Annotated in this window: 13 protein-coding genes; 9 read left to right on the plus strand and 4 right to left on the minus strand. The window is 37.6% G+C overall.

Annotated features, from left to right (window positions below; all coding sequences use genetic code 11):
* Positions 1–85: 85 nt before the first annotated feature.
* The 3 genes from U9R83_RS05870 to U9R83_RS05880 all read left to right on the plus strand — a co-directional run bounded on the left by U9R83_RS05870 (position 86) and on the right by U9R83_RS05880 (position 3,359).
* Entirely contained in the window at positions 86–1,219 is a 1,134-nt protein-coding gene (locus U9R83_RS05870) for a DUF2087 domain-containing protein (protein ID WP_328575149.1), read from the plus strand.
* 62 nt (positions 1,220–1,281) lie between these two features.
* The gene (locus tag U9R83_RS05875; RefSeq protein WP_205689713.1) at positions 1,282–2,604 is read left to right on the plus strand and encodes an MATE family efflux transporter; all 1,323 of its coding nucleotides are present in this window, start codon (positions 1,282–1,284) and stop codon (positions 2,602–2,604) included.
* A gap of 110 nt (positions 2,605–2,714) precedes the next feature.
* The gene (locus U9R83_RS05880; RefSeq protein WP_014461158.1) at positions 2,715–3,359 is read left to right on the plus strand and encodes a cupin domain-containing protein; all 645 of its coding nucleotides are present in this window, start codon (positions 2,715–2,717) and stop codon (positions 3,357–3,359) included.
* A gap of 50 nt (positions 3,360–3,409) precedes the next feature.
* Here the strand turns inward: U9R83_RS05880 and U9R83_RS05885 are convergent, their stop codons facing one another.
* Together U9R83_RS05885 and U9R83_RS05890 are read right to left on the minus strand one after the other, a co-directional pair.
* A complete protein-coding gene (locus tag U9R83_RS05885) occupies positions 3,410–4,240 on the minus strand; it encodes an LCP family glycopolymer transferase (protein WP_328575150.1) in 831 nt (276 codons plus the stop codon).
* A 79-nt stretch (positions 4,241–4,319) separates the two neighbouring features.
* A complete protein-coding gene (locus tag U9R83_RS05890; protein WP_115653295.1) occupies positions 4,320–4,688 on the minus strand; it encodes a PilZ domain-containing protein in 369 nt (122 codons plus the stop codon).
* Positions 4,689–5,300: 612 nt separating this feature from the next.
* On the opposite strand from U9R83_RS05890, the gene corA reads away from it, so the two are divergent.
* Positions 5,301–6,272, plus strand: a complete 972-nt coding sequence (gene corA / locus U9R83_RS05895) for a magnesium/cobalt transporter CorA (protein WP_013055874.1) — start codon at positions 5,301–5,303, stop codon at positions 6,270–6,272.
* 39 nt (positions 6,273–6,311) lie between these two features.
* Here the strand turns inward: corA and U9R83_RS05900 are convergent, their stop codons facing one another.
* Positions 6,312–9,503 (minus strand): S8 family peptidase, encoded by a 3,192-nt coding sequence (locus U9R83_RS05900; protein ID WP_328575151.1) that lies wholly within the window; start codon positions 9,501–9,503, stop codon positions 6,312–6,314.
* A gap of 454 nt (positions 9,504–9,957) precedes the next feature.
* Here U9R83_RS05900 and U9R83_RS05905 point away from each other — a divergent pair, with 454 nt between their 5' ends.
* From U9R83_RS05905 to U9R83_RS05925, 5 genes are all read left to right on the plus strand, one after another.
* Positions 9,958–10,467, plus strand: a complete 510-nt coding sequence (locus U9R83_RS05905; RefSeq protein ID WP_223546654.1) for an SUKH-4 family immunity protein — start codon at positions 9,958–9,960, stop codon at positions 10,465–10,467.
* 143 nt (positions 10,468–10,610) lie between these two features.
* On the plus strand, positions 10,611–10,889 hold the full coding sequence (locus tag U9R83_RS05910) for a YesK-like family protein (RefSeq protein WP_014461152.1): 279 nt from the start codon (positions 10,611–10,613) through the stop codon (positions 10,887–10,889).
* A gap of 1 nt (position 10,890) precedes the next feature.
* Positions 10,891–11,352 (plus strand): GNAT family N-acetyltransferase, encoded by a 462-nt coding sequence (locus tag U9R83_RS05915; RefSeq protein ID WP_328575152.1) that lies wholly within the window; start codon positions 10,891–10,893, stop codon positions 11,350–11,352.
* A 754-nt stretch (positions 11,353–12,106) separates the two neighbouring features.
* The gene (locus U9R83_RS05920) at positions 12,107–14,485 is read left to right on the plus strand and encodes a hypothetical protein (protein ID WP_328575153.1); all 2,379 of its coding nucleotides are present in this window, start codon (positions 12,107–12,109) and stop codon (positions 14,483–14,485) included.
* A gap of 931 nt (positions 14,486–15,416) precedes the next feature.
* On the plus strand, positions 15,417–15,902 hold the full coding sequence (locus U9R83_RS05925) for a hypothetical protein (protein WP_328575154.1): 486 nt from the start codon (positions 15,417–15,419) through the stop codon (positions 15,900–15,902).
* Between the two features lie 218 nt (positions 15,903–16,120).
* Here the strand turns inward: U9R83_RS05925 and U9R83_RS05930 are convergent, their stop codons facing one another.
* The gene (locus U9R83_RS05930) at positions 16,121–16,846 is read right to left on the minus strand and encodes an SIS domain-containing protein (RefSeq protein WP_028414226.1); all 726 of its coding nucleotides are present in this window, start codon (positions 16,844–16,846) and stop codon (positions 16,121–16,123) included.
* Positions 16,847–16,852 lie beyond the last annotated feature (6 nt).

Below are 16,852 nucleotides of genomic sequence, written 5' to 3' on the forward strand. Positions count from 1 at the left end.
TCATAAACGTAAGATTGACATAATAATAAACATATAATATATTTGTTTATAAATCGATAAACAAAATAGAAAGGTGTCTATTTAAATGGTAAACGACTTGTTTTGGGAATCATCTTTTGAAGATATGAAGAAAGGGTACGGGGAAAGCGAAGATCACTACCACTGCTTACTGTGCGGTGAAAGTATTGAAAAAGGCATTATTTATCCGGTGGAAGGTGTTTTTTATGAAGCAAAACGCTATATGAAGCTTCATGTGGAACAGCAGCACGGATCTGTATTTCATCATTTAATAGGGCTAGATAAAGAGGTAACCGGTCTTTCTGATCATCAAAAAAATTTAGTGAAGTTTTTTAAAGAAGGAAAAAGCGATAGTGATATTCAAAAAGAAATGGGAATCGGCAGTTCATCCACCATTCGGAATCACCGCTTTACGTTAAAGAAAAAAGAGCGTCAGGCAAAAGTGTTTTTAACGCTGATGGAACTGTTAAACGACGGGGAAGAAGAGAAGGCGGTACCTGTAACAAATACGGCGACTAGAAGAAGTCAGCGCTACAGCGTCAGTGATGAAGAGCGTGAAAAAATTTTAGCGAAGAATTTTCCTCAAGGTTTAAACGGACCGCTTCGTACTTTTCATTTGCAAGAAAAACACCGTCTTGTTGTTCTTGAAGAATTAAGCGGGCATTTTGATTTTGGTAGCACGTATACCGAAAAAGAAGTAAATGATAGGTTAACACCTTTTTATGACGACTATGCGGTGCTGCGACGCTATTTAATTGAGTACGGTTTCTTAGAGCGCAGCGCAGACGGAAGCAGCTACTGGAGAAAAGGAGAGACAGAGATGAGTACTGATTCGAAAGACTATAAAAAACAAATGAAGCAGCTAGCGAAAGAAGTAAAAACAGAAGGCGGCGTGTATCAAATTAAAAACCTTCAAAACGATAAGATTTACATTGGCTCTACGCCTAACATCAAAACGTTAAACGGCGTAAAGTTCACGTTAAAGACGAACACTCATCAAAATAAAGAGCTTCAAAACGAGTGGAATACGTACGGAGCGGATGCTTTTTCAATTGAGATGTTGGAAACGATTAAAAGAGAAGAAGAAAAAGCACTTTCAAAAAAGGATTTGCTGAAACTAGAAGCGAAATGGTTAGAGAAGCTGCAGCCTTACGGCGAAAAAGGCTATCATTCGCCGAAAGCTGATACAAAGGAGAAATAGGTGTGAAGAATCAAGATGTGAAAAGTGAAGTAGTGGAATCGGAAAAATCCGTCAGTAAGCTGATGCTTGTGTTTTTGATTCCGCTCATGTTAAGTAACGCCATGCAGTCCGTTGGGCAGCTGGCGGGGAGTATTATTGTCGGAAGAGCGCTTGGAGTTGATGCGTTAGCCGCTATTTCCGCTTTTTTTCCTCTGTTTTTTCTGCTTGTGTCGTTTTCAATTGGAATTGGGTCAGGAAGTTCCATTTTAATCGGGCAAGCGTACGGGGCACAAAATGAAAAACGAGTCAAAGAAATTATCGGTACCACGCTCACGTTTACATTTTTAGTCGGAATTGTGCTTGCTGTTTTGGGAAGCATATTTGCTCCGGAGATTCTTCGGATTATGGGGACGCCCGCTAATATTATTGATGTAACGGTTCACTATGCGCGCATTTTGTTTGTGGCGATTCCTGTTTTGTTTTTATACTTTGTTTATACGACGTTTATGCGCGGAACCGGCGACTCTAAAACGCCTTTTTACTTTTTAGTTGTGAGTACGGTCTTAAACCTCATTTTTCTTCCGATTTTAATTTTTGGATGGATCGGAGTGCCAAAGCTTGGAGTGTACGGCGCTGCGTACGCAACGGTGTTTTCAACCGTATTAACGTTCATTATTATGATCATTTATTTGCGCAAGAAAAATCATCCGTTAAAGTTTGACTCCTCTATTTCATTAAAAATGGACGGAACGCTTTTAAAACTGCTTATGCGTTTAGGGATTCCCGCGAGTATCAATATGATTTTAGTTTCTCTTTCTGAAATTGCGGTTATTACGTTTGTAAACGGATTTGGCTCAGACGCTACAGCGGCGTACGGAGCGGTGAACCAAGTGGCAAGCTATGTACAAATGCCGGCAATCAGCTTAGGAATTGCGGTTTCTATTTTTGCGGCGCAGTCGATTGGTGCCAATAAATTTGAGCGTTTAAAAGAAGTGATTCGCTCTGGAATTATGCTGAATTACGTTATTGGCAGCGTGTTGATTTTACTTATTTATCTCTTTTCTAATCAAATTTTAGCACTGTTTTTAACAAGTCAGCACACGCTCCATATTGCCGAAGAGCTGTTAGTGATAACGCTTTGGAGCTATTTGATTTTCGGTCATGCGCAAATTATTACCGCTACGATGCGAGCAAGCGGTACGGTGCTTTGGCCTACGGTATTTAGTATTATGGCGATTTGGTGTGTAGAAGTGCCCGTAGCCTACGTGTTATCGCAGTTCACGTCTCTTGAAATCAAAGGGATTTGGATTGGATATCCAGCGGCGTTTGTGGTCAGCTTAATCCTGCAGTACAGCTATTATCAATTTGTATGGAAGAAAAAGAAAATTGAACGTCTTGTCGGATAAAAAACGAGCGGAAACGCTCGTTTTTTATTTTTTCTAATTAAAACACCCTTAGCTAAGAGTTTTAATAGGATAGTGCATATAACTTTTTAATGAAAAGAGGGTATGACACTATGAGTAAATCTGGATTTGTGCCGGATAATTCAAATATCAAAAAAAGCTCAGGAACGCCTAATCTGTCAGTGAATTATAAGCAAAATGTCCTGTTCAAACGAAACGACCAAAATATAGCGTATCAACTAACCTCAACTCAGCTGCCTGCTATGCTCGGAGGTGCTTTTGTTGATTTATATATGACGAAAGGGCATATGAGAGAACCGCACTGGCATCCAAATGCGTGGGAATTAGATGTTGTCGTTTCAGGTGAAGTGCAGGTATCTATTTTGGACCCTGATACAAGCAGCATGCACAATTACCGAATAAAAGAAGGCGAAGTTGTTTTTATACCGATGGGCTGGTGGCATTGGATTGAACCGCTATCGGAAGAAGCGCATCTGCATCTCTTTTTTAACAACGATCAATTTGAGTCTACAGAAGGATCCGACGTGCTGCGCTTAACGCCTCCGATCGTGTTTCAAAAAGCATACGGAGTAAGTGCAAGCGAAGTAGCAGAAGCCGTCGCTCCGATTACGGATACAGTTGTGATTGGACCGCCTAATAATCATTCTTTTTATCAAAAGAGCTATCTTAAGGATGAACAGGATGAAAGAATTGTGGTTAAAATAAATGAAAAAGTGGTGCCTGCTGAAGATAAGTAATATAAAAAACCATTGAGCCTGTGGTCAATGGTTTTTTCGTGAGGCGTCTTTTATAAAAACAGCTCTTCACGTTCTAAGTGCTTATGCAGTCGCGTTGTGACTTGTTTTTGGTTCCATTCGTTTTGCGGAAACTGCTGCTTATCTACATGGGAAACTGCCGGTTTGTAGGTTTTTTGAATCCGTTTGATATCATTAAATGTTGCATTGGTTTCAATGTGATCAGCCAGCGTAAATACAAGGGAATGCAGCTTTGCAACATTGGGAATCGTAGCTGCTTGACTGAAAATAGCTTTCGCTACAGACAGCTGTCTTTCATGGGCAGTAAAGATGTCTTGCTCATTACGCTCCTTTAAAAAAACAAGCGCTTCTTTTCCGTTAAGGCGAATGGATCCTTTTGGAAAAACAATGTTGCTATGTTCAAAAGCACGTTTGTTTGTGACGATAATGCCGCCTAATTTATCTACAGCATCGACGACTGACTGCTGATCCGTCTTGACATAATAATCAACAGGAAGCTTTGCATACGTTTCGACTTTCTTTACAACAGCATTCATATTTCCTTGGTGATAAATAGTTCGCAGTGTTTCATTGCCGAGCTGAGTTGACCCTGGCAAGTGGGTCATCTTTATTGATTCATGCTGTTTATTAACAGTCATATACACAAATGACGTATTTTGATGGTTTTCTTGAATTAAAAGCAGGGAAAACGGTTGCCCTTTTTTCAAATTGACGTGTGTTTTGTTACCATGCTCAAGCGGTACATACGTTTGATCAACGGCAGCTTTCACCGTATGATAGCCTGCAAATGTGATGCTGACAAAACTGACGAGTAAAAATAGTACGAGACCGCCAATGCACTCTTTTTTTGCTTTGCTGCTCATCGTCTCACCTTTTTCTATCGAAGTCGTTCGTAGTATTGCCATCTTAAAAGGGGAGTAAAACAAATGAGCGCTATTTTTATTACTTATCTTGCTTTTTCTTGGCGTAGGTTTTGAGTTCCGTAATTAAGATTGCTTGTTCTTCCACATCGTTAAACGCTTCAATGCCATAAAGGTATTCGGTGTGCCGTTTTTCTTTCCACACGCAAAGTCCGGTAATATGGATGGGTTTTTCATTTAAATAAAAGCTGATTTTTAGCTGAATTTGATGGTTGAAAATAGGTAAATCAAGCGGCGTAATTATTTTGATTCCTTTTGGTGAAAGGTCGATAACAGACAAAGGACCTGGCTTAGAATCGATTTCTTTGTTGTCGTATTTAGCAATGGAAAACGTTCCAACAATGGGAGTCTCGAATAAAAAGCGAAACGGTTCTTCACGTTTAAAATGCATGTATCATCAGTCCTTTTCGTAATCTAAGTTTGTTAAGTAAGTATTCGATGAAAGTCTAAAAATTCCTACACGTTTTTCCCCATCCCCCATATAATGTTTATCGATGTAGAATATCTACCATGGCCATAGACCGGCCATGGTAGATATTCTAGACCTAATCGTAGGTCACCCCCCTTGCGGGGTTGGTGGCCTACGATTAGGTGAACCTTTGTGGGAGGATTCAAGTGGCCTTATGTACTACCGGTTGCCGATTGTGAGTACTATCGGATTATTAAATAGCGGGTATATTAGTTAGGCATTCGTAAGAAGTATAATAACTGCTTTTATAGTATCGGAAGTTTTGTTTGAAACTTTAAATAGAGAGGAAAAGGTTTTGAAAAAAGCGCTACGCTAGAGTTGGATTGTATGTTAAAATTAAACTTTGTGAAGTAGCTGTATTACAAGTCAGCGTTCCTTCAACTAATTAGGAGGTGAGATGAATGGGCACTGATGACCCCATTTCGATGAAGGTTACTGCAAAACAAGATAGGGGCAACAAAGGTGTATATGTTCCTCTCATTTCAACAAAGGAAAATACTCCTTAATGCCTCAATGATGTGAGGTGAAAAATCAATGATTAAAACATACTTATATGATGATGAAACAAAAGAAATGGTAACGAATCTTGATTTAGGAGACGTGCATGAGAAATTGCGCAATCCTGATAATTTGCTGTGGATTGATTTGTATGATGTCCACGGACAAGAGCTTGCTCAAATTGCTAAATTATTCGATTTTCACCCATTGGCGATTGAAGACTGCTTACACGACAGTCCTCGCGCTAAAATGGATGATTACGAAGATTATAAATTTTTCGTTTTTCACGCGCTTCGCTATAACGAAGAAAGTGATGACGAGATTACGACGCTTGAGTTAAATGCCTTTGTCGGATCAAATTACGTAGTGACGATTCATAAACATAAAATGGGCTGGCTTCGCAAAATGGATGCCGTGTGCTCACGCTATCCGAAGTTTATGAACCGCGGCGCCGACTTTTTACTATATGCTTTGATTGATGGCATCACGGACGAATACTTTCCGATTTTAGACCGAATTGACATGCGTATTGATGAATTAGAAGATGAGATCTACAACAAAGAAGTGCGCGGAGTGACGGAAGAGTTCTTGGCTTTAAAAAGAACGATTATCTTAATCCGGCGCGTTATTCTGCCTCAGCGCCGAATTTTCTTAACGGTTAATGGAAAGTGGAAATTCGACATACGAGAAGAAAATGTTCCTTTCTACATTGATTTGCTTGACCACTTAGAGCGTATTGTAGACTCTGCCGAAACGTTTAGAGACCTCGTAAACAGTGCACTTGATACGTATTATTCTATTACCAATGCAACTTCATCTGAAAAGCTGAATGTCTTAACGTTAATTTCAACGATTATGCTTCCGCTAACGTTCGTAACCGGATTTTTCGGAATGAACGTACCGATTCCATATCAAAATTCCCACTGGGCTACTGCTGTTATTATCGTTATGTTAATTGTGTTAACGTGGGGAATGTGGAAATACTTTAAAAACAAACAGCTGTTATAACAAAAAGGCACTTGGCCATAAGCCAAGCGCCTTTTTGCTTTATTTTGTCACCGTTTTTGTTGTTGCTTTACTCGTATTATTTGCTTTGTCTTTTGCTGTTACGCTTAAAACTGTTTTTTCTTTTTGCTTTTTAATTTTTACTGAGTATTGTCCTTTGCTGTTAGCAGCAGCAGAGCCAATGCTTTTTTTGTTTACTGTTACTGTTACGGTAGAATTTGCTTCTGCTTTACCCGTTACAGCCGTGCTTTTTGTTGTGACAGCATTTACGCTTGGTGCAGCAGGGGGTGTTTTATCGCTTACTTTTACAGTCGTAGCTTTACTTGTGTTGTTGGCTGCGTCTGCTGCTGTTACGCTGATTGCTGTACCTGCTTTTTGTTTTTTAATGGCAATGCTGTACTGACCTTTTGCATTGGCTTTTGCTTTGCCAATTTCTTTATTGTTTACTTTCGCTACAACGGACGCGTTTGCTTCTGTTGTTCCTTTAATAGCTGTATCCGCGTCGCTGACTGGATTCACTTTAGGTGCATTTGGAGCAATAACGTCACGCACCGTTACTTTTACTTCTTCACTTTCTTGTTTTTGGCTATTTGTAGCTGTGATGTACAAGACTGTGTTTTCTTTTTGTTTTGGAATTTTTACTTTGAACGCGCCTTTTGCGTCAGCTTTTGCTGAAGCAATCACTTTTTTGGCGCTGTTTTTAACATTTACAGTAAAATTCGCTTTAGACGTTCCTGTTACATACTCATCTTTATTCGTTACGGCTTTTAAGGCTGGTTTGGCAGGTGCTTTTTGAACAACTGCACGAATGCTTGTACTTGCTTTACCGTTTGTTACAACCACTTGTAAAACGGTATCAGCTTTTTGAGCTGGAATGTTCATAGAGAACGTATTTTTTGCATCAGCTTTGGCTGTGCCAAGTGTTTTTGAGCCGTTCATTACTTTAACAGTTGAACCGCTTTGAGCTTTACCTGTTACTGTTTTTTGCGTGCTGACAAATGTATTTACCTGCGCTTGCAGCTGCTGTGCACTTACCGCGCTGTACGCATTTAAACGTCCCCATCCTGATACGTAATCGTAGCCTGGAGCAGGAGGTTCTGCTGGACTTTCTTCGTCATCGTATACAGGAGCATCTTTTTCATCGAATTTAATATCTTTAGCTGTATCCGTTAGGCGTTTTTCAACGTCTTTTGGCTTTAAGCCTGGGTTTTGTGATAGCAATAATCCCGCAACGGCTGCCACGTGAGGTGTTGCCATTGATGTTCCGCTTAAATAAGTAACGTTTCCGTCTGGAACAAGACTTGGAATATCAGAGCCTGGAGCTGTAATATCTAATCCTTTTCCATAGTTTGAGTAGTCAGATACGATATCTAAACGGTTTGATGCGCCTACTGAAATCGCATAGGCAGATGAAGCAGGGTACGAGAGCTCTTCCATACCGTCGTTTCCGCTTGCTGCTACAACCGTTACGTTATGGTCGTATGCATATTTTAATGAATATTCAAGCACGCGGCTGTAAGATCCGCCAAGGCTTAAGTTAATAACTTTTGCACCGTGATCAACCGCGTATTTAATACCGTACGCAATTTGTTCTGTATCTCCGCTTCCAGATGCGTCTAGAATTTTAACCGGTAAAATTTTAGCGTGAGAATTAATGCCGGCCATTGAATAGTTATTATTTGCAGAGGCTGCGATAATACCAGCTACGTGAGTTCCGTGTCCGTTGTCGTCAGTTGCATTTGACGAACGATCCACGTAGTTATAGCCTGTCTTTGTATCCACTACGCCTTTTAAATCAGCTAGTGATGAATCGACGCCCGTATCGGCAACGGCAATAACCGTATCTTTTAATTTTTGACCGTTTAGTAATTTTTCAAGCGATTCATATTGAATATCGGCATGTTGAGTGCCATCATTTTTACCCGTGTTGTTTAATGACCATTGATACGGATATTGTGAATCCATCGAAAGAGCGTGGTACTCTTGAACCGGCTCGATAAATTCAGTTTCAGGAAGTGCCTGAATTTGTTTTGCCGTCATTTTACCTTGAGCAGATGACGTGCTGAAGCTTTTTCCATTGCTGTCATCTAATTGAATAACAAACATATTATCAAAAGAAGCGGCTGATTGTTTCAATGGATTAATAGATTCAATGCTTGCTGATTTTGACTGTGCTTTTGTTTTAAATGATTTAGCATTTGCACCATCTTTTAATTTAACAATATAGCGAGTTTCAGCTTTTGTTGAAACGCTGTTTGCGCTGACTAATTTAGCTCTTACTAATACAGACGATACGTTTAAGTCCGTTACGTCTTTTAATTTTGTCTGCGCTGCTACTTTTTCTAAATCTTTCTTTAAAGCAGTCGGAACAGATTTATAAGCGATGCTGTATAAATCATTGATTGCTTTTTGATCAGCACTTGTGATCATATATGTGCTTGATGCGCCGTTTTTCGCCACATCTGTAAATAGACCCTTTAGCTGAACTAAATCTTTGTATACTTGTTCGCGCATCGATTTATCAATAATCATTTTAGAGCTGATAAACGGAGCGGCTTTGTAGTAAAGAGAAGAAAGGTCCTTTCCGCTTGCTGTTTTTGAAAGCACAGCGTCACGAATTGTACGCAAATCTTTTAAAATACCTTTTCCGTTTTCTTTTTGGCTTGTACTTAATTCAGCCGGGCATTCTTCTTCCATCATTTGAGAAGGAGGAAGTGAAGCGCCTTCATAGCCGATTGTGTAAGGAACTTCTGTTTTTAATTCCGGTTGAGGTTCAGAAGGTTTTTTTCCATCTTCTTCTGTATCGTCTTCGATGATGATATCTTCATCTCCGTAATATTCAACCTTTACATAATAAGGACCTGTCCAAGCGATTGGAAAATCTAGCTGAGCAGGCTCATCTTTGTAAGAGTATCCCATATAACGGTCAAATGCCACGTTGTTTTTGGCATCTTCAAGACTAGAGTAAATTGTGATATTTACTTCATCATCACTTTGAAGCTTAATTCTGTAGTGTGAAAACTTTGCTACCTCTTGCTTAGAAGGATTAATTTTGTACCAATGTGTTTGTTCTGGTTCTGTAAATGTTCCTTTTGCTGCTTTACCAATGCTTAATGTTTTTTCATTAGCAGGAGGATTGCCTGCCGCTTGTGTTTTCAGTAAGCCTAATTGGCTAAAACACAAGGTGAACATTAAAGCAAAAGCAATAAAACGATAAATTGACCCTTTTTTCATGTTAAACCTCCAAAAAAATATAGTAAAAAACAGGAATTACATACCTATTAAACCATAAAGTTTAAAAACTTGTAAATAATTACTGTTGCTTATTTTAGTATTTTGTCAAGTTATTAATCTCGTATAAGAAATGGTGAGATAAGTCCTGGTTGCAAAAAGTAGAAAAAATTGGAATAATAAAGATTGAGCCTGTTTATCAGAGGCGAAAGTACGTTGAAAAGGAAAGAAGGGAATGAGAATTATTTTTAAAAGCAGAATCTGTTGGAGAAAATCTGAGCGGTTTCTTTTTACCTGTGTTTATAAAGAGCAAATCGGGCTATATAAATAAAGATTGGAAAAAATTTCAGTCTAATTAAGTTCATTTGTAGCATATAATACGAGCTGGATTTCTTTTATAATAAACAAAAGCAAAGAAAGAGCAAATGGTGAAAAGGAGTGAAAGAAGTTGTCAAATGTGATGCAACGACAAGAAAAACGAATGAAGTTTGATGCCGAACAGCTTGCACCCCTTGATATTGATAAAGAGACAAAGAAGTTGCTAACAGAGAAAGGATTGCCCAAAGAAGCTTCACCATTTCTAGAGTTCGTTTCATCCAAAGGCAAGCTAACAACGCTATGCGAAACATTTGAGTTATCATCTCGCTACCAGCACTATTGGTTTTTAGGAACAACAGGCGCTGGAGATCCAATTTGTCTTCATCAAAAAAACGGTTCGGTTGTGCTGCTCGATACGTCCAACGATGACTGCGAGCGTTTCGTGAATACAACTTTCCCGCAGTTTTTAGCATGCTTAGATGTGTTTGAAGAGCTAGTAGAAGAAACGATTCAAGCTAACGGAGAATCTGCATACTTAGAGAGACACATTCCTGCTGAGGTGCTGCAGCGATGCAAAAAACGTATGAATGAAATTGATGAAGCTTGCTTAGCCCCTTATTCTTTTTGGTTCAAAGAACTTTCTTTTTAATAATATAGTAGAAAAATAGACATGGCCGCTTTGGTCATGTCTATTTAGTTGTGGCTGCAGGGCTATTAATATAGATAGAATAAATAAAAATGATAGTATATAATGGATATAAATTCCTTTTTTGAAGAGGGAGGAGGGTGTAAATGATTTCTTTATTTGGATTAATGGGTGCTTTCTTTGTGCTGCTTTTTGGTGCGTCGTATTTCTTCTATAGAAAGAACTCGCCCGTGCAGTACGGAATTTCACTTAGCAGCATGCTAATAAGCATATTTCTATTTCTATATAGCATATTTGGAGTTGGCGGCTTTGAAGGAATGGGTCTTGGTGCTTTAGCGGTCGCTTTGTTCTTGGCGTCGATTCTGAGCTTGTTCGTCAGTGTTCTTTTTAATATCATAAATAGACACGGGAAAGGTGCTGTGTGAAATGGGAGAGATAACCTTTAGAGAAGCAGTGCGGGAAGATTTAGATCAAATTGTTGGAATGCTCGCTGATGATATGCTCGGAAGCAAACGAGAACGCTACGAATTACCGCTTCCAGACTGTTATGTGCAAGCATTTCAGGCAATTGATGCGGATCCAAACAATGAACTGATTGTCGCATGTAAAGATAGTGAAGTAATAGGTGTTCAACAAATAACCTTTACGCCCCACATTGCACGACAAGGCGGGTGGAGAGCCACGATTGAAGGAGTTCGAACCGCTTCGTCACAGCGCGGAAAAGGGGTTGGCTATCAGCTGATTACATGGGCGATTGAACGAGCGAAAGAACGTAATTGTCAGTTAGTACAATTAACAACCGACAAGGAACGGTCAGAGGCTTTGCGTTTTTATCAAAAGCTTGGATTCACAGCTTCTCATGAAGGGGTAAAGCTCCATTTATATTAGGTTGTTGATGGTTATGTTCCTTTAGTGAAAATTTCTTTATTTCACTAAATCGAGACGTGGTGTACAAATAGTACAGATCCAGTAAATATTTTCTCAGTGCTGCTGTGAAAGGTGAATACTTGGCTCAATGAAGGGACTGGTTTAGTTTGGAGTACTTAGAAGCAACTTCAGCAAACTTATTACTTCACACGAAAAGCGCATATTCTAATTTGACGATTGGCACCCTAGTTATGAACAGATATAGGTAGCGAGAGGGCCTCACAAGGAAAAATGAACATGAAATAATGAGTATGATTGGAAAATAAGAACCTGCATCAGTTTTGGTGCAGGTTCTTATTTGTAAGATATAGAAAAAAAACTTAAGTTATATAGGTTTTCTTCTATATCTTTAGTTTGTACTATTCTGACGAAGTGAAATACTCTTTAATTGATAGAGATTGTAGAAGAAAGCATTTAGAATTTATTAAGCAAACCTAAATAAAGCAATAAAAAGATAACTTTATTAACCTTATTTCTAGGAGTTTAGCATGAAAAAGCTCCATCTGTTGATTATTATGTATAAAGAACTGTATTACCCTTCTCATCTCCACCTGAGGATACAATCAAAGTGGAGCATCATTTATTACATAATTGGGAGAATGATTATAAATTAGATTGATTTGTGAATTTTTTGGGTTATAGGGCGAAATAATGGGACAAGATTCTGTTAAATGCATAATATAAATTAAATCAAATCAATTTGGAGGCAATTACTATGTATCAGGCAGGAAATTCAGTGGAACAAGTATTGGATGGTTCGATAATTAAACGCGAGGGTTTTACGTCTTTAGGATTTAAATTTCGAAGAGAAAATGGAGAACTTCTTCATTTAAGAGGATCTACTGTTCAGGTTAAAATGATTAGCAATAAGAGTGTGGGCATAGAGAAACAAGCCACGATATTAAATGAATATATAGTACATTTTGAAATTAGTGCTAGTGATATTGTTGGCTTAGGAGATATGCTTATCGAATTTATTATAACGTATCCAAATGGTAATGTAGAGAAATTCCCTATGAATAATGAGCAAAGGATTTTTTTTATTCCTAATTTAGAGAATATTAAAGAAAAATGTGTTGGATATATTGCTTTTGAGAAGTATAACGGTAAATTTTACAATCACTTCGAAACATTTACCGAAAGTGTTGAAATGAAAAAAGATTCTGAAAAAAAAGGAACGAATAATTTTGTTGAATCTACTCCTCAACCTAGTGAAGTTGTAGATATGGGACTAAATGATGATGGTATAGTGTGTCCCAGTGCAGGAGAGGAATTTTTAAGCAACCATAAAATAAGCAATAACACACCTAGTAATTCATATATTATTAAACCTGAAAATATAGATATTACAAACAAACTAAAGAATGAGTTTGAAAATCAAGGGATTAATATTTATTCGTATACCTTCTTAGTTCCAGGTTATCAAACTTTACCTAGGGAGCAATGGGATTGGACAGACGCTATTAATGCAGCTATTGATTATGCTCAAGCTCAAACACATAAAGTAAAGTTCGAATTCCCTACTGGAAAATATAGATATAGTGGTTCTAAAATTATTGATGCTACTAAAGTCTACTTCGTTGCTAATGGTTCGGTAACCTTCGATGTTACAGAAAGCGTTTCCATTAATACTCCTTATATTTTTAACTTTCAAAATACCAAAGTAAATTCTAATGAAATGAACTGGAATCACCCTGTATTCGATGGTTTTAACTTTGAAACAACTCTATCTGAAGAAGCAGTTAAATCTAAAAATACAGTGCTATTTTTATTCGAAACACCAAAAGAATTAAGTTCTGAAGGAAATAATACTCACAACTCAGCTAATGTTTTACTTAGAAATATTACAGGCAGGTTAATTCCTTATTTCTATTTATTTGGCTCCTCGGCTTTTTTAATAAGAATTGAAAATTTATCTCACAGATTATGTAAGACTGTCATAAAAGTATTACATCCTAACGATGCTGGGGTATTAAATACTGAGCCAGATAGCTCTGGACGTATTAACTATGATTATGGTGAAAATATTACTTTTATTGGAGGTATGATTGGAGGGGCGTGGGAAACTTGTATTTATAATAAATTACAAGCGGGCTCTCTAAACTTTAAGGATATCTCTATTGATTATTGGTATGGTGGAACCTTTCTGACAGTTGGACATAATGGAGTTACTAATTTTGAAACAACTCATATTGAAGCTGCTCATAACAAAGCATCTTTAAATAATGAGTATAATAAAAGTAATCCAGATATTAAATGGTGGATAAGCATGGAAGGATCTCATATGCTAAATTTTTCAAAAGTAGTATTTTATGCTGGGAATGTGGTAGATCGAGATACAACGGATTTAGAGAGTTTGATTAAAAGCACCTCTGGATCTTGTCAGGTAAACTTTAGTAAAGTTACATTCGTTAATTTGAAGTTTACTAGGAGCGAATTGATACAAGGACGAGCAAAATATACTCTAAAGGCTTGTGGGTTTACGGATTCCCTACCTTTCTTTATGAATTTATCGGAAAAAAATGATAATTTATTGTTTAATAGGCGATATGAAGATATTCAAAATATTAAAGGACTTCCATCCGTTTCTTGCCCGTATCCAGTTTCAGCTCCACTAACTAATCTAACTGATCAGTGGACAAATAGCACAGTAAAAGTAGAATGGGATAATACTGAGAAAGCTTTTAAAATAACAAAGCTCAATAATAATTTTATCCCTACTGTTACGTTTTCTTATAATGTAACAATTGCTAGTGGGGTCATGCCTATTACACTAGATATTAAAGCTTCGGGGAGTGTGTCTGGAAAGATTACTATTAAATTACGAGGCGGGCAATTGAAAGAACATCTTGTTTTAGATGGTTCCTTAATTAAAAAGTATTACGAAAATATAACATCTAATACAGAATATGTAACTGATATCGTTCCTTTGTCGAATGTTCCATTGGAATGGACCTCTTATTTTCAAACAGTTGCTAATGGATATATCAACAAATTGCCTAGGTTAAAGTCTTATATAATTGAGGTAGATGTAAAAAATTTAAATGATGGTGAAGCAATTTATGTAAGGAATCCAATTGTCCAGGCATTTTAAACTATAAGATAGATGTTTCTAGTGAATTATAAGCTTGCCTCTAGCAGGAGGATGATTGTAAATGGGTAATTACGGCTTGATATAATAATAGATTATAAAGATGAAAATATGAGTGTAATTTTGTAGCAATAATAAGAGGCGTTTTATTTTAATAAACTTTTATTAACTTCTTTTTCGGTGTAATATTTTCCTCCACCTTTTCTCATTTCTCTACCATACTACGTCATATTCAAAATGCTTATATATTTAAAGCTCTTTCAAAATTTGGTAATGTCTTAAAGTTTATGTATGGGTGGGAATTTATATAGCAAGACAGTTTTTACGGGTAAACAAATATGTGTTCAGCACTCAATAAACATTGACTGCTGAACACATATTTGACAGAATAATATCTAAGAAATTGCTAGGTATCTTTTTATTGCTATTAATACGTAAAAAGTATATCATGCTTTGTATTTTTATAATAAAGGAATTTACCCGTTCTCACGAAAAAGCTACATTTGTAGTGTTTTGTCATATCGGTCTATTTTCGCTTATTTAATCAAAGTTTGCTACACAAATACTATAAGACAAAGCTACTGTGAAAGGTAAATACTTAGCTTCATGAAGGGACTGGTTTAGTTTTGGAATACTTAACAGCAACTTCAGCAAACGTATTACCTCACATGAAAAGCAGATATTCTGATCTGACAATTGGCACTCTCGTTATGAACCGATATACGTAGCGAAAGGGCCCCACAAGGGCAAATGAACATGAAATAATTAGCATGATATGAAGGGAAGAACCTGCATCAGTTTTGATGCAGGTTCTTTTTTGTGAGATGCGGCAAAAAATCTTATACAAAACTTTGGCAGAAAGCTGTAGATAAAATTTATAGATATGGTAAACTATTTGAAATTGTGTCGGCATGAAAAAGGGAGGAGGAGTTCTATGGATACACGCGAGCTCTTTTATTACATTTATCAAAAGAGTGTCACAGCGGAAAAACATTATTTACCATGGGCACTTTCTATGCTGGAACATGAACAGGATTCTGTATCTCTTTCTATTTTAGTTTCTCTTCGTCCACCTTATAATCTCTTTGAAATAGAAGATTATTTTCAGCGTACTTTAAAAGAGCTTTCCTTATCGGAACCGAGTGAACAGGAATGTACAGATTACCTGATCTATACTAGGCTTCAAACAATTGTGCAGCATGAAGAGAGGGCGCTAACAGAAGCCGATCACTTATACACCATGTTCATTGAACTCGACTGTCCGAGGGAGTTAGTAGGTTGGCTTGAAATTAGTGATATGATAGATGACTATCAGTACGGAGACAATTATTCTAACATCACGGATGAAATCATACATACAGCAATTATGAAAGAAGCTAAAAGCCAGCTGGAACATTACCGAAAAAAAATCTTTAAATGAATGCACTACGAAATTTCTTATAACTTATTTGACACCTAAGGTATAAAAGAGTATACTTGTGTTAAACATAGTAATTATGTCGGATAAGTAGGTTATGGTGCTGTGAACAAGACTTCTACTGATAAAGAGGAGATCTAGTCCAAATCGTACGGTCCGACTTTGATGAGATGCTTTTAAGCATCTTTTTTTTTATGCAAAAAAAACAGCCGCAGGGGCTGTTATAGGGCAGTAATTCTTCCTTTGTAAGCATCAATCAACCGCTGGTTATGTTCATCTGAACCTTCCATGTTTCCGCTTAAAAAGACAGGAGGCGTGATGCCGCGGCTGAGCAGTTTTTGAATGGTTATAGATAAAATATCGTTTAAGATAGCGCCTCCAATTACAGTAGAACCAGAAGCGAAGGAAATGTCTTGCTGATGAAGAAGAACGTCTCCTTTTGGAATATGATTATTAATAACAAGATCCACGACATCATGAAGGTATTTTCCGGTTTTATGTCGCGAAGCCCGGCTCGTGGCATAAGAAGGAGAGGTAAGCCCGATAACAAAGGCGCCTTTTTCTTTTGCAATTAAAGCTACATCAATCGGAACGGGATTTACGCCCGATGTAGAAATGACAATCATGATATCGCCTGGTACGATATCTTCTTTTTCCATAAAGGTGGAGGCATAGTCGTTTTTACGCTCTAGCTGTGAAGAGCGCGAAGCTCCTTTATGAAGCATCAGTTCTTCCACAAAAATAGGATGAATCGGCGCAAGCCCTCCAGAACGGTAAAACACTTCTTCCGTTAAAATATGAGAATGACCGCATCCAAATAAATGAATGAGGTGATGAGAAGCTAATTGCTGTGAGATTTTCTCGGCTGCGGATTCTATTGCCTGCTGTTCATGCGCCTCCACTTTAGCAAGCAGTTTTGTTAGTTCCTGTAGATATAAACTAGACATAAAAAA

Origin of the sequence: Priestia sp. LL-8, assembly GCF_036227845.1 — a bacterium.
Lineage (GTDB): Bacteria > Bacillota > Bacilli > Bacillales > Bacillaceae_H > Priestia > Priestia zanthoxyli.

Bases quoted from the DNA above. Each gene is read 5' to 3' on its own strand.
- U9R83_RS05870 (WP_328575149.1), top strand. From the start codon at position 86: ATGGTAAACGACTTGTTTTGGGAATCATCTTTTGAAGATATGAAGAAA.
- U9R83_RS05875 (WP_205689713.1), top strand. From the start codon at position 1,282: ATGCTTGTGTTTTTGATTCCGCTCATGTTAAGTAACGCCATGCAGTCC.
- U9R83_RS05880 (WP_014461158.1), top strand. From the start codon at position 2,715: ATGAGTAAATCTGGATTTGTGCCGGATAATTCAAATATCAAAAAAAGC.
- U9R83_RS05885 (WP_328575150.1), bottom strand. From the start codon at position 4,240: ATGAGCAGCAAAGCAAAAAAAGAGTGCATTGGCGGTCTCGTACTATTT.
- U9R83_RS05890 (WP_115653295.1), bottom strand. From the start codon at position 4,688: ATGCATTTTAAACGTGAAGAACCGTTTCGCTTTTTATTCGAGACTCCC.
- corA (WP_013055874.1), top strand. From the start codon at position 5,301: ATGATTAAAACATACTTATATGATGATGAAACAAAAGAAATGGTAACG.
- U9R83_RS05900 (WP_328575151.1), bottom strand. From the start codon at position 9,503: ATGAAAAAAGGGTCAATTTATCGTTTTATTGCTTTTGCTTTAATGTTC.
- U9R83_RS05910 (WP_014461152.1), top strand. From the start codon at position 10,611: ATGATTTCTTTATTTGGATTAATGGGTGCTTTCTTTGTGCTGCTTTTT.
- U9R83_RS05915 (WP_328575152.1), top strand. From the start codon at position 10,891: ATGGGAGAGATAACCTTTAGAGAAGCAGTGCGGGAAGATTTAGATCAA.
- U9R83_RS05920 (WP_328575153.1), top strand. From the start codon at position 12,107: ATGTATCAGGCAGGAAATTCAGTGGAACAAGTATTGGATGGTTCGATA.
- U9R83_RS05925 (WP_328575154.1), top strand. From the start codon at position 15,417: ATGGATACACGCGAGCTCTTTTATTACATTTATCAAAAGAGTGTCACA.
- U9R83_RS05930 (WP_028414226.1), bottom strand. From the start codon at position 16,846: ATGTCTAGTTTATATCTACAGGAACTAACAAAACTGCTTGCTAAAGTG.